Annotated in this window: 9 protein-coding genes; 3 read left to right on the top strand and 6 right to left on the bottom strand. The window is 62.0% G+C overall.

The features are described 5' to 3' along the window. Window positions 1-62: 62 nt before the first annotated feature. The 6 genes from AC1DXW_RS01170 to AC1DXW_RS01145 are packed head-to-tail and all read right to left on the bottom strand — an operon-like array spanning window position 63 to window position 10,234. Window positions 63-875, bottom strand: a complete 813-nt coding sequence (locus AC1DXW_RS01170) for a YfaP family protein (protein WP_477752881.1) — start codon at window positions 873-875, stop codon at window positions 63-65. Window positions 876-878: 3 nt separating this feature from the next. Further along, on the bottom strand, window positions 879-2,522 hold the full coding sequence (locus AC1DXW_RS01165; protein ID WP_477759714.1) for a DUF2300 domain-containing protein: 1,644 nt from the start codon (window positions 2,520-2,522) through the stop codon (window positions 879-881). Further along, on the bottom strand, window positions 2,500-7,059 hold the full coding sequence (locus tag AC1DXW_RS01160) for an alpha-2-macroglobulin family protein (protein ID WP_477752879.1): 4,560 nt from the start codon (window positions 7,057-7,059) through the stop codon (window positions 2,500-2,502). The genes AC1DXW_RS01165 and AC1DXW_RS01160 overlap by 23 nt, the downstream gene beginning before the upstream one ends. Further along, the gene (locus AC1DXW_RS01155) at window positions 7,056-7,694 is read right to left on the bottom strand and encodes a DUF1175 domain-containing protein (protein ID WP_477752878.1); all 639 of its coding nucleotides are present in this window, start codon (window positions 7,692-7,694) and stop codon (window positions 7,056-7,058) included. Before AC1DXW_RS01155 ends, AC1DXW_RS01160 begins: the two co-directional genes overlap by 4 nt. Further along, window positions 7,691-9,403 carry a DUF2138 domain-containing protein gene (locus AC1DXW_RS01150; RefSeq protein ID WP_477752877.1) on the bottom strand — a complete coding sequence of 571 codons (1,713 nt, stop codon included), beginning with the start codon at window positions 9,401-9,403 and terminating at the stop codon, window positions 7,691-7,693. Before AC1DXW_RS01150 ends, AC1DXW_RS01155 begins: the two co-directional genes overlap by 4 nt. Before the next feature lie 39 nt (window positions 9,404-9,442). Further along, the gene (locus AC1DXW_RS01145; protein WP_477752876.1) at window positions 9,443-10,234 is read right to left on the bottom strand and encodes a YfaP family protein; all 792 of its coding nucleotides are present in this window, start codon (window positions 10,232-10,234) and stop codon (window positions 9,443-9,445) included. Window positions 10,235-10,559: 325 nt separating this feature from the next. Here AC1DXW_RS01145 and AC1DXW_RS01140 point away from each other — a divergent pair, with 325 nt between their 5' ends. From AC1DXW_RS01140 to dxs, 3 genes are all read left to right on the top strand, one after another. Beyond that, window positions 10,560-10,802, top strand: coding sequence for an exodeoxyribonuclease VII small subunit (locus AC1DXW_RS01140; protein WP_007970180.1), 243 nt, complete (start codon window positions 10,560-10,562; stop codon window positions 10,800-10,802). Continuing rightward, window positions 10,799-11,686: a (2E,6E)-farnesyl diphosphate synthase gene (gene ispA, locus AC1DXW_RS01135; protein WP_477759713.1), complete on the top strand. Its 888-nt coding sequence runs from the start codon at window positions 10,799-10,801 to the stop codon at window positions 11,684-11,686. The genes AC1DXW_RS01140 and ispA overlap by 4 nt, the downstream gene beginning before the upstream one ends. Window positions 11,687-11,777: 91 nt before the next feature. Continuing rightward, a complete protein-coding gene (dxs, locus tag AC1DXW_RS01130) occupies window positions 11,778-13,676 on the top strand; it encodes a 1-deoxy-D-xylulose-5-phosphate synthase (RefSeq protein ID WP_477752875.1) in 1,899 nt (632 codons plus the stop codon). Window positions 13,677-13,819 lie beyond the last annotated feature (143 nt).

Below are 13,819 nucleotides of genomic sequence, written 5' to 3'. Positions count from 1 at the left end.
ACATGGCGCCAAGGATCACGGGCGCAATCGTGTGCAAACCCTGCGCAAGTTGTACCTCAACCTCACGGATAGCTGAATGACTTCACCAACGTCAGCTCCCCCACCGCGCGCATCGGCACCAGGAACGTCTCCATCTTCTCGCTCGGCGTGCCTTCCTCGGTAATCACCGTCACCTGCGCCGTGGTCAGCGCTTGCACCGCGTCTTCCTGCCCCTCTTCATCACTGCTGTAGCCACCGCCAAAGTAGTTCACATAGACCAGATATTGCCCCTTGATTGGCGCGGGCATGGCGAAGATCTCCGGGCCGTAGCCGGTGGTGACGTCGACGTCGAGCGCTGCGCCGTTGGGGGCGACGCGGTCGCCGTACCAGATGTGGGCGCCGTCAGGGGTGATCAGGTGCAGGTCGAGGTCGGTGTTATCGCTGTCCCACGACAGCAAAACGCGCAACTTGGCCGGGGTCGCACCGCCGCTGCTGTTGAGAAATTGCGTGCGGTGACGTTGTTGGCCATCAGGGCTGCGTACTTCGACGCTGTTGCTGCCGTTGGGGAATGAGAACGGGCGATCGAAGCGGCCGGCCGGGTCGATTTTCAGCGGCATGCTCACCCCGTTGACGATCAGCCGGCCGGGCTCTGTCGACTTCGGTGTGGCTTTGATCTGCCCGCTGATGCGAGCGGTGTTGGCCTGCCCTGCCGGGGTATTCACCGACGAGGCCGGGTAGTTGACGGTCTGCCGGAAGCTTTCCCCTTCGCCCTCAGGCGCGCCGGTGCGCCAACCGCCTGCGGGGGTGTCGAGTTTGACGCTGTCAGCCGCCATCACCGATGGCAACGCCACCAGCGAACAGAGCAACAGCAAGACCTGTGGATAACGGAGTTTCATGGCCTATTCCAGCAAGAGGTGGCGGGCGAGCCCTTCGATGTAGGTTTCATCCTGGCCGTTGGGGTGTGCTTCGAAGGCCAGGTGCAGGTATTCGTGGGTCAGGTCGAGGCGTTCTTGCAGCGTCTGCGCGCCGCGTACGTAGATGCGCTGACGTTCGCGATCGACATAGGGGCGGCCGAAGGCCAGGCGGYATACGGCGAAGGTGCTGACTTCGTTGTAGCCGGTTTCGCTTTCAAGCTTTGGGCGCCAGCCGCGCCGTTGTTTCTGCAGCCATTCTTGTGCGACGGGCAACGCTTCGCAGGACGCGACCGGGTTGTCCCAGCGGCTCAGACTGGCGCGTGGGTAGGCGTGCAGCAAGATGGCGTCGTAACGCTGGCCGGCCCGTGCCTGTTCGACGGCTTGCTGCCAGGACAGTTTGTCCGGGCCGGGTTGATCGGAATGGTAGGTGACGGTGCTGCCGGCCAGGACCAGGTCGCTGGTCCACGCGGCGATGTCGCGAGACCCGGACGACGCCGGACGCGGTGCGACCCGCTGACGGCTGCTGCTGTCGTCGATGCTCAGGCAGTCACCGCTGCGCGTGGCGTTTTGCAGCAGGTACGTGCGGATGGCCACGGCGAGGGCTTTGGCGGCTTCGACCGGTTCGGCACTGGCTTCGCGCTGGAGAACACGGGCGACGTATTCTTCGCGATCCAGCCGGGCGACGAGCTTGTCGTTGAGCAGGAATAGTTCGCCGTCGCTGTGAATATCCAGCGCATTACCGTTGGCGAATTCAACACGGTAGTCTCCCTGCAACGCTCCGGAAGTCACCACACTGCCCCCCGACAGCACGCGCCGAAGTGGATAGCGCGAGAACAGGTCGACCTCTACGCATTTCCCTGCATCCGCAGGCCATGAAGCGGGAATCACCGTAGACAGTGCCTGCGCGTAATCTCGAAGAACCCGTTGACTGGTACCGCGCCCGCCGGCCCAGACCGGTATGCCATCCGCGGTCCAACCGGCAAACCCGCCCTGGCGCAACGCAGCATCCTGATCCGCCAACCAGCTCCAGGTCTTCACCCGCAGACGGCTTCCGAGTTCACCGACGACATGGCCATCGCCGGCATTGAGCACCACATCGAGCAATACACGTCGGGCTTGATCCTGCGCCGGCAGCACGGCCAACATCATCAACAGTTCCGCCACCGAAACCCGAGTAGCCGGTTGCAACGAAGGCAAATCCAGCAACCATTGCGGCGCCTGCCGCGCCTGCCAATAGGCTCGCCAGTCGGCATCACGGATACCCAGCCGCGCGGGTTCGAAATACAGACCGCATGACTTCACCAACGCCTGATCACGCTCGATCCTGCCGCCCGCCGTGCAGCAATAAACCTCTTCCTTCGACTGGCCGCGACATTCATAAGCCGGCTCACGCGCGCCGGTGTCCACCAGCCAGGCGTAGACGAACAACTTCCACACACTGCCCAGCGGCGTCTGCAAGGTCTGCGGCAACGGCTCGCGGGTGATCACCTGCGTTCGGTTCAGCGACAACAAGTCGCCGTTGAAGGCCAGGCGCAAAGGTTCGTCCTGCGCCGTTGCCAGCACAGGGATCAAACACAGCAACCCACCTATCAGCAGCCTGTGCACGTCAGTGAACCGTGACCTGGCCAAGGGCTGCCTTTTGTTCCACAGCCTGATGCTGCGGTGCATAGACCTGAGTGAAACGCACCGGCGGCAAGTTGAACTGCCCCTTCTGCGAGAAGCGCACCAAGTGCCGCAGGCGCAATTCGCCACTCAAGGCATCCACCGGAACGGCATAAGCCATTTGCCCCGGTTCGAAACGCGCCTTCTCCAGTGCCGTCGGTTCGGTGCCAGCCTTGCCCATGAGCTTGATGCCCCAGGTGGTGCGCTCGACATCTGCACCCGGTGGCAGCGGCACTTCCAGCATCCCGTAACGCAACGGTTTGGCGGCTTTGCTGGTGACGATCACTTCGTCGAGATAGAGGTTGTCGCTGGACAATGGCGCGTTGCCGACCGCTTCGAGTTTGAAGGTGAAGGCCTCATCCCCCGGCACCAGTCGCGACAGGCGACGGGTGATGGTCACGGCCATCGGATCGACCACCGGCTGCTGGCTGCGGTAGCTCAATGCAGCGCGCAGCGGACGCTCTTGCGCGCCGGTCAGCGTCAATACCGTCGGCACTGGCGCAGGCCCCTGCCACGTCCAATACATCTCACCAGAAACCCCGTACTGTTTCTTCCAGCCTTCACCCGGCGCCAATGCAATGGTGGGCGATGCCTGCTCGATGCTGCGTTGCAGCCAGGTCAACGCCAACGCACGTTCCAGGGTCGATTGCTGTGGCAGCAAACGTTGCAGCAAGGCCTGGGCGTGAGCCTGATCGAAGGGTTGCAGCGACAGGTTCAGCGCTTCGGCAAACGGCTGAGAACTGACTGCCAGACGTTGCTGCGCGTCGGCCAGTTGCCGGTTGAACACATCCGGCAAAGCGACCTTCGCTTGCCTGGCCAGCGATGCCGTCAGCACCCGTGCGGCCGCCAGCCCCAAGGCTGAATCCGGATCGCTCATGACGAGGCTGTCTTCGCCGTCTTCCATCAGATTCGCGGCAGTGCCCTCGCCCGCTTTCGCCAGGTCGTCCATCAAGCCACTGAGCAAGGTGTTGACCGGTAACTGCATCTGTCGGGCAAACGACAGGATCAGCGCCCGCTGCAACAGCGGCGTGCTCTTCGCCTGCTTGGCGTAGACCTCCAGCACCCGCTGCCAATGCTCCGGCGGCAGGCTCAGTTCAAGCACCTGGCTGGCATGCCAGTCGGCGTAATAGGCGTAAGCGGTGAGGAACGCATCCGGCTCGCCGTCCATGCCCCACCAGGTGAAACACGCCGAAGGGCCAGCCATTTGCACCAGGCGCAAGCGACTGTTTTGCATGATCAGGCGCAGGCGATCGCGGATCTGCGGATTCGCCGCCAGCGTCGGGTAGGCGATGCTCAACGGCAACAGGCGACTGGCGGTCTGCTCGACGCCACCGTAGGGGTAGCTCAGCAGGTCGTCGAGGGCAGAACGGAACAACGCTGGCGGACTGTCATCCAGACGCAGGCGGATATCACTGGCGTCTGTCGGCAACGTCAGCGGCGTATCGCCCTCACCCACATCAAGGCTCTGGGTTTGAATCACCTGCCAGCCTTCACCGGTCGCGCTCAGGTGCACCGTCAGGGCGTCAGCGGTTTTGCCGTCCTGCACCAGCTCGGCGCTCCACTCGCCATTGGCCAGCTCAAAGGCCGGCAACGGGATGTAGTTGATGCCGCTGTTCAGGGTCGCAGGCACGCGCTGTTCGTTGCCGGCGTAACGGGTCACCAGTTCGGCCTTGACCGGTTTCTCGGCCTGACTGAAGGCGAACACGCCGAGGTCCGGTTTGTCGCCGGCGCGGAATCGAGTCGGGCCGCTCCACTTCAGGTACAGCGGTTTTTCCGAGCGCACGAATTGCTTCTTCTGCCCGACCTGCCCGCCATCGGCGATGGCCCTGGCGGTGATGCGCCAGCGGGTCAGGGAGTCGGGCATCTTGAAGGTGAAGCGGGTTTTGCCATTGGCATCGGTCAGCAACTCAGGTTGCCACGCCGCCGTGTCGACATCCTCGCGACGCGGTCGCTCCAGCACTTTCACGCCGCGCTCACTGCGATTGGCTTTGCCCGGTGCACCGGGGCTGCCCGGCAGGGCGACGTCATAACTGATGAACGACAAACTGGCGCTGGTGCGCACGTTGTTACGCCGTGGGTGATAGAAGAACTGGTCGATGCTCGGCGCGACTTCCGGTTGCAGCGCGTAGACCATTTCATCGACCACGCTGACCGTCAGGTGCGCGGGAATCGCTTTGCCGGCGAATTGGGTGGTCAGGTCCACCGAGACGGTTTCGCCCGGCTGGTAGGTCTCTTTATCGGTGGCGATGGCCACGTCGATCTGCGGCGTAATCACTTTGATGCCGGCGTTCTGGAAACTGTACTGGCCGCCCTTGGTGTACAGCACCGAGAAGGTCAGGTTCGGCGCGAAACCGTCCTTCACCGGGATGCGCGCGCGGTATTGGGTATCGCTGAGTTTTTCCATCTTCAGCCAGTCGCCGCCTTTGGAAAGTAACGCAGTGGCTTCGACCTTATCGCGCTCCAGAGACAGCAGCGCATCGCTCACTGGCTCGGGGAAAGTGATCAGCGCCAGCGCCTCATCACCTGCTATGTACTCGGGCTTGTCGAGGACGATTTCCACGGTGCCGGGTACGGCTTTGACACCTTCGCCGGTAACCGAATGACCGGTGGCACCGACCACCCGGCCATGATCATCCTTGAGCGTCAGGTTGTAGGTGCCCGGCCGGTCAAAGGCCAGGGTGAACCCCTTGTCGATTGCCGCGAGTTTGCCTTCGCCGATGCTCTGGTCTTCCAGGCGTACCCAGCCGTAGCTGCCCGGCGTAATGGCATCGACCTGCTCACCTTCGCGGGTGTAGCTGAAGGCAACCCTGTCACCCACCGCGCTGAAACGCCGAGGCGCGCTCAAGCGGAAATTCGCCGCGCCACGGTCGATGAGGATTTCCTTGGTGGTCTTGACCCGATACGCCGCACCGTCGCTGGCAAACACCGTGAGCATGTAGCGACTCGGTTTGTCGGCAGCCGGCAAGTCGAGGGACGCGTTGCCCTTGGCATCGGTGGTCAATTCGGTGCTGGTCAGCTCCACCGGAAATTGCCCGAGGTATTGCAGTTCGTTGTCGACCATCGACAGTTGCTGGGCGCGCAGGCTCAGACTCAATTTCGCATTGGCCACCGGTTTTCCGTCCGGGTACAGCAGCACCAGGTTGCCCTTGACCGGCTCGCCAGTACGGTAATCCTGCTTGGCCAGATTGAGCGAAATCTCGAAGTGCGGCTTGATGTATTCAGCGACACGAAAGGCGCTGCTGTAGGCCTGATCCTTGTAGTTGAAACGCAGTTCATAACCACCGGCCACGGCGTTATCGGGCAACTGGAATCGGCCTTGAGTGCCAGCCTTGGAATCGAGTTTCAGATCGAGGGATTGCAGCGCCGTGCCGGTCGCATCGAGCACGGTCACGTTGACGTCGGCCGCGGTGGGCTGCACCGAATCCCGGGCATTCTTGAACTCCCGCCCGACGATTTTCAGCGACACCCAGTCCCCCGGCCGATACAGAGGCCGGTCGGTGAAGGCATAGAGTTTGGTGTCATAGATTTCGCTGTCATAGTAGAAGTTCTCGGAGACAAACACCCCGCCCTCTTCGTCTTCGCCTATCACGAACGAGCGCTCGGGGCTGACGTGTTTCAGGCGTAGCAAACCATCGGCATCCGTGGCGCCGCTGCTCATCACGCCGAGGCCGTCAGTCCACAGCACATTGACCTTCGGCACCGAGCTGCCTTCGTGTTTGCGCGCAGTCCACACCAGCAATTCGTCACCGGCAATCTTGCTCACCGCCACGGTGTTGGAGACGAACACCATGGTGGTCGCGCGGTACTTGCCGATCAGCGCCTCCACCAGATAAAGACCCGGTTTGAGATGGCCCAACGGGATGTACACGTTGCCCGGCGCGACGCTGACGAACTCACTGGAAGAACCGGCCAGGTTCACCCCTGCAGGTGGCTGGATCGGTTTGGCCTGCCACAACGGATAACGGAACTGGCTGACCACCGGCAAACCCGGTATCAGCGCGAATTGCGGTTGCGCATCGTAGGGTGTTGGCGCGGCCATCGCGTCGCCCATTTTCAGCTCCGGCACTTCCTCGGTGACTTGTTTACGCGACTCGTAGGAAAACGCCCGCTGCATCACCCGACGGGATTTGCGATACCAGTTGTCCCACAGGTAAGCGAGAGTGTTGGACAGCCCTTCACCCTTGAACTGGCCATCGCTGACCACCCGATGCAGGTTCTTCTGGCGCTTGAGAAAATCCATTGGCTTGTCGATGCGATACACCCGAATGTCGGCACCACCGTAGGGCTCCATGCGAAACCGGCGATAGTCGCGACCCGGCGCTTCGAGGCGCACCATCGCCTGTTCATCGCTGGCAAAGCTGCTGTCGGCCAGCAGGAAAAAACTCTCGCCGGCCACTGGTGCATAGCCGCTGGACGGGACCGAGTCGTCCGCATCAACCGCCGAGAAAGGCAGCACCAATACCAACAGCAGAGACAGAAAACGCAGCATGCGGGCACCGGTCATTGGGAAAGAAAATTCAGTCGATAGACGCCGATGAAGTTGGGGTTGGCTGCGTCGGGTATCCATCGGGTGTCCTTCCATGTCATGAGTTGCTGCAGGCTTGCCGAACGCATGCCGTTGTCGGTGGGTGTGGTGGTGCCGGTGTGATAGGCAATGTAGCGGCCCATCCAGATCATCAGGTGCTGGTCGTCGCCCTGATCGAAAAACATCAGGTCGCCGGGGCGGGCTTGAGCCACATCGCGGCTGACCAGATGGCTGTTGAACTGGATCAATTTGATCGCATTGACGTATGGCCCGACTTTGCCGCCGCCCTGCTGCCATTGCTGGGCAAGACCGCGCTGGGCATCGCTCAATTGCAACTCCGGCGGCAGGTAACGATTGGACAGGCCATTGCTGCGCAGCCATTTGTCGTCATGGACTTTCAGCGCTTCGTTAGCGGCGAAGCGCACCAGTCCGGCGCAGTCTTGCTGATACCAACGGGGGCTCGGGCCCTGGCTCAGTTGCTCCTGGGCGATGCGCACGAACCAGGCGCGAAACACCTGGGATTGCTGTGGGTCGAGCGATGGTGCCTCGACAGCGCGGGCACCCGCGCTCAGCAACAAGGCCAGCAGGCCGAGACTTCGGATCAATGCCGTCACAGAGCTTTCCACTCCAGCGGCAGCCACTGCCAGTGGCCGTCGGGCTCGCTGCCTTCGGGCAAGGTCAGGGCGTATTTACCGTAGCCGCCGAGCTTGCGCAGTTTCGGGATCAGGTAGGTTTGCGCGGCGTTGTAGAACACCGGCTCCATGTCCTGGGGCAGGCTGTCGAGGGTTTCCTGCTGCATCAGTTGCGCCATGGACTCCGGACCGAAATAGACCGGCATCAGCAGGTCTTTGGGCACCACGTCGGCCATTGGCGGGAAACGTTTGTCGAGGGTGCCAAGAGCCTTGTCCACCAGCTTGTCATCGAGGGAAAACAGCAGCATCGAACCGTGACGCGCCAGGCTCACGCGCATGAACGCCTTGCCGCTGATGGCATCGGGATCTTGAGCTTCCTTGGCCGTATAGGGACCGAAACTGGAGCTGACCTGACGTTGCCACTGATGGCTCTGGCCTTGCTGTTTTTCCACCACCGGGAAGGCGCCTTCTTCGACATTGCTCTCGTAGGCACCGACCATCGAGCCGAACAGACTGCCCAAATCTCCATCGAGTTTGCCGCCGCCATCATCGTTGAGGCTGGCCACCAGTAAGGGTGTGTACAACCGCGAATCGGCATACCAGCACAGGCCCGCCGCGCCGGCCATGTGTTCGGTCAGCGCCTGAGCCACCTTCTCCTCGGCACCGAGTTTCATCAGCAGCGGTTTCTGTTGTTCGGCAGCCAGCGGCAACGCCACGCAAGCGCTGGCGCCCATCGGCATGGCTTGCCAGATCGGCTTGAAATCGAAGTCCGGCTGATTCTCCAGTTCATCCATGGCCAGGAAGCTGTGCCAGCCCTTGTCGTCCATGTCGAAACGCAGGCCGGCGAAATTCGGAATGAAGCGCTGGTAACCCATGGCCAGCACACTGGCATTGACCGACAGGCGTTGTTTCACCTGCGGAGCACGCGGCGGCAGGCCGAAGGCTTCGGGGAACAGTTTGTCGCCATTGAGCAACGCGGCAATGGCCGTGGTCGACACGCTGCCCGATTCTTCCGTTGCACCGCTTTGTGGATCGTAGAGTTTCGCCGGATTGGACAGCACCACCAGTTTGTCGCCATGGGACGCAAACAGCAGCGCCTTGCTGGCGTTGTAATTGAGTTGATAGAGCGCCACGTCGTCGGTGCCGACCTTCACGTCAGCGACTTTGCTCAACTGCGAGTCGTCCAGCGCCACTTTGGCCAGCGGCTCCAGCACCTTGGCCAGCCCGCCGCGATCCATCACCAGCAGGAAATCCTTGAGCCGCCCATCCGCCCCGCGCCACAACGCTACGTCGGCAGGCTGATCGAACAGCTGCTCGATCAAGGTGTCCTGCAGTTTCAGGTCATGTTCGTAGATGATCCGCCGCAAGCTGCCGATCAACCCCAGGCGGTCGGCATGGCTTTCGTAATAGAAGACGAAGTCTTCGGTCAGGGTTTCCTTGAGAAACGGCACTGCCAGCAAGTCCTTGGGCAACTGACTCAGGGAATGGGTTTCCAGCAAGCCATCCGGGCGGCTCATGCCCAGTTTGTCACTGGCCAACGCAGGCGCCGGGGCCTTGGGCTTGTGCATGAACCACCCCAACCCACCGGCCACAACGACGACCAGGCATATCCCGATCAGCAGTGTCGGCCAATGCAGGGAATGTTTGGCCGCTGGTGCGCCAGCGGCCGGAGTAACAGCGCTATCACTCATGTTCACAAAACCCGATGTTCATCCGTGGAGCGGGGATGCTTAGTAGTTGAAAGTCTTGACCAGCAGCAGGTCGCCGATTGCGCGCAGGGGCACGATGAACGTCTCGCGTTTTTCATCGACGGTGTTTTCGTTGAGCACCAGGTTGATCTGCGAGGTAATCACCTCGTTCTGGTTGCTTGTCTCATCGAAGTTATAGCCGCCGCTGCCGAAGTTGCCCCAATAGTTCACGTAAACCAGATAGGTGCCATGCAGCGGTGCGGTCATGGTGAACATTTCCGGACCCGGGCCATCGACGCCGTCAGGGTCGAGGCCGCCGCCGTTGGTCAAGTCCGGGTGCGCCCAGAAGGCATGCTGGCCGTCGGGCGTGACGATGTGCAGGTCGAGTTCGGCCTTCGGATCGTCCCAACCCAGCACCACGCGAATCTTCGCCGGAGTGCGCAGGTTGTTGGCTTCATAGAATTGAACACGCTTGAGGGACTGGCCTTCGGCGCTGCGGATTTCGACGCTGTTGGAACCGGCACCAAACGCATACGGTCGGGCGAAACGCCCTTGCTCGTCGGTGTAGAGGTTCAGCGGATTGCCGTTGACCGCCAACGTGTGCGGCCCGCGCTGAGTGCCGATGGCCTTGAGGCGGCCTTCGATCATCGTGCGGTTGCGCTGCACGCCTCGGTCAATCGGTGGCGTGGGATAGGCGACTTGCGGGTTTTCGCTACGGTCCAGCAGACCGTTGTAACGCCAGCCACCCACCGGCTCCGACAACTCGGCATTCGGCGCGGCCAGAATCACGGGCGCGATAGCCAACCCGATCAGCAGCAAAAGAAATGAGCGCATGCGACGCCTCCTGCCATGCATGACGAAACCTTGCGCCTGATCCTGGGCGCGTTACCGATGCGGATACTGCGTTTCGTCTGAAAGACCCGTGACTGCCAGGTCGTATAGGGCTCGAAGGTTAGCCATTCGGGTGTTTTTTAACAATCGAATGGCTCCGAAATTGCGGTGGGAATCACGGTAAGGGGTGAACGGTGAGCCGAATAGAGACGTTATTCGGCTCACGAAATGAGCCGAATAATCCGTAGACACCGGCCTCGCTCATTTGCCCATACCCCCCCTATCTGCTAGTGTCGCGCCGGTTTAACGTCAACCGGAAATCGCCGCCATGGCCCGCAAAAAAGCTGCACTGGATTTCGAACAGTCCCTCGCCGACCTGCAAACGCTGGTGGAGCGTCTGGAGAATGGCGAATTGTCGCTCGAGGACTCGCTGGCCGCTTTCGAGCAAGGCATCGGTCTGACCCGCGATTGCCAGGCGGCGCTGGCCCAGGCCGAGCAAAAGGTTCAAGTGCTGCTCGAGCGTGATGGCGAGTTGGCCGAGGAACCCTTCGACGCGGATCAGCCAGAATGATTGCAGCGTACTCGGCCACCAGCCAGGCCCGCGTCAATGCAGCCCTGGAAACCCTGTTCATCGCGCCGAGCCCTGAACTGGCGCGGTTGTATGAGGCCATGCGCTACAGCGTGATGAATGGCGGCAAACGCGTGCGTCCACTGCTGGCCTACGCCGCGTGCGAAGCGTTGGGCGGCAAGGCCGAGCAAGCCAACGGCGCAGCCTGTGCCGTGGAGCTGATCCACGCCTATTCGCTGGTGCATGACGATTTGCCGGCGATGGACGATGACGATCTGCGCCGCGGCCAGCCCACTACCCACAAGAAATTCGATGAAGCCTGCGCGATCCTCGCCGGCGACGGTTTGCAGAGCCTGGCCTTCAGCGCCCTGCTCGATCCACGCCTGAGCGCGTCGGATGCCGAAATCCGCCTGCAAATGGTCAGCGCCCTGGCGCTGGCGGCAGGCCCGGCGGGCATGGTCGGCGGTCAGGCCATCGACCTCGGCTCGGTCGGCCTGAAACTTGACCAGAAAGCCCTGGAGTACATGCACCGGCACAAGACCGGCGCGCTGATCGAGGTCAGCGTCAAGCTCGGTGCCCTGGCCAGCGGCCGTGYCGAGAAAGACGAACTCAAGTCCCTGCAGACTTATGCACAGGCCATCGGCCTGGCCTTCCAGGTCCAGGACGACATTCTCGACGTCGAAAGCGATACCGAAACCCTCGGCAAACGCCAGGGCGCCGACATTGCCCGGGACAAACCGACCTACCCGGCCCTGCTCGGCCTCGACGCCGCCAAGGCCTACGCCCTGGAGCTGCGCGACCAGGCCCTGCACGCACTGCGACCGTTTGACGCGGCGGCCGAGCCATTGCGCGATCTGGCCCGGTATATCGTCGATCGCCGCAGCTGACGGCGAATCCGCCAAAAAAAACCAACGCGTGGGCAGGGACCGATGCATCAGGTAAACTGCCGCATCTTTTATACCTATAACGATTCGCCTGATGCCCACGACGTTTCATGAGATTCCCCGCAAACGCCCGACCACGCCCCTGCTCGACCGCGCGAAAACGCCGGACGGCCTGCGCCGGTTAGGCGAAGCCGAGCTGGAAACCCTGGCCGATGAGTTGCGCCTGGAATTGCTCTACACGGTCGGCCAGACCGGTGGGCATTTCGGTGCCGGCCTGGGCGTGATCGAGCTGACCATCGCGCTGCATTACGTCTTCGACACCCCGGACGACCGGCTGGTGTGGGACGTGGGTCATCAGGCTTATCCGCACAAGATCCTCACCGGTCGTCGCGAGCGCATGGGCACCCTGCGCCAGAAGGACGGCGTTGCCGCGTTCCCGCGCCGCTCCGAGAGCGAATACGACACCTTTGGCGTCGGCCACTCCAGCACCTCGATCAGTGCCGCGCTGGGCATGGCGATTGCCGCCCGCCTGCAAAACAGCGAGCGCAAGGCGATCGCGGTGATCGGCGACGGCGCGTTGACTGCGGGCATGGCCTTCGAGGCGCTGAACCATGCGCCGGAAGTGGATGCCAACATGCTGGTGATCCTCAACGACAACGACATGTCGATCTCGCGCAACGTCGGTGGCTTGTCGAACTATCTGGCGAAGATCCTTTCCAGCCGCACCTACGCCAGCATGCGCGAGGGCAGCAAAAAAGTGCTGTCGCGCCTGCCCGGTGCGTGGGAAATCGCTCGCCGGACCGAAGAATATGCCAAAGGCATGCTGGTTCCCGGCACGCTGTTCGAAGAACTGGGCTGGAACTACATCGGCCCGATCGATGGCCACGACCTGCCGACCCTGATCGCCACCCTGCGCAACATGCGCGATCTGAAAGGTCCGCAGTTCCTGCACGTCGTCACCAAGAAAGGCAAAGGCTTCGCCCCGGCGGAAGTCGACCCGATCGGTTACCACGCCATTACCAAACTCGAACCGCTGGACGCCCCGGCCGTTGCGCCGAAAAAGGCCAGTGGACCGAAATATTCCGGCGTGTTCGGCGAATGGCTGTGCGACATGGCGGCTGCCGATCCGCGCCTGGTCGGGATTACCCCGGCGATGAAGGAAGGCTCGGATCTGGTCGCATTCAGCGAACGATTCCCGCTGCGCTACTTCGACGTGGCCATTGCCGAGCAGCACGCCGTCACCTTCGCGGCCGGCATGGCCTGCGAGGGCGCCAAACCCGTGGTAGCCATTTATTCGACCTTCCTGCAGCGCGGCTACGACCAGTTGGTGCATGACGTCGCCGTGCAGAACCTCGACGTACTGTTCGCCATCGACCGCGCAGGCCTGGTGGGCGAAGACGGTCCGACCCACGCCGGTAGCTTCGATCTTTCTTACCTGCGTTGCATCCCCGGCATGCTGGTGATGACCCCGAGCGATGAAAACGAGCTGCGCAAAATGCTCACCACCGGTCACCTGTATGAAGGCCCGGCGGCCGTGCGTTATCCACGCGGTAATGGCCCGAACGCGACCATCGAGAAAGACCTCGAGCCGATCGAGATCGGCAAGGGTGTGATTCGCCGCCATGGCAGCAAAGTCGCCCTGCTGGTGTTCGGCGTGCAACTGGCCGAAGCCCTGAAAGTCGCCGAGACGCTGGACGCGACCGTGGTCGACATGCGCTTCGTCAAACCGCTGGATGAAGCGCTGGTTCGCGAAATCGCCGGCAGCCATGAACTGCTGGTGACCGTCGAAGAAAACGCGATCATGGGCGGCGCCGGTGGCGCGGTCAGCGAATTCCTCGCCCGCGAAAACATCCTCAAGTCGATGCTGCACCTGGGCTTGCCCGACATCTACGTCGAACACGCCAAGCCTGCGCAAATGCTGGCCGAGTGTGGTTTGGATGAAGCGGGAATCGAAGCGTCCATTCGCGAGCGCCTGCAACTGCTCAACATCTAAACGCAAAACCCTGTGGGAGCGAGCTTGCTCGCGATAGCGGCCTGTCAGTCGACTCAGATGCTGACTGATACACCGCCATCGCGAGCAAGCTCGCTCCCACAGGTTTTGCGGCTGGATTACAGATTTGCAATCAAACCGAATCC

Source organism: Pseudomonas sp. P4_C4 (assembly GCF_056402055.1).
The sequence above is the reverse complement of the archived record's forward strand: the minus strand, read 5'-3'. Positions and strand labels throughout refer to the sequence as shown.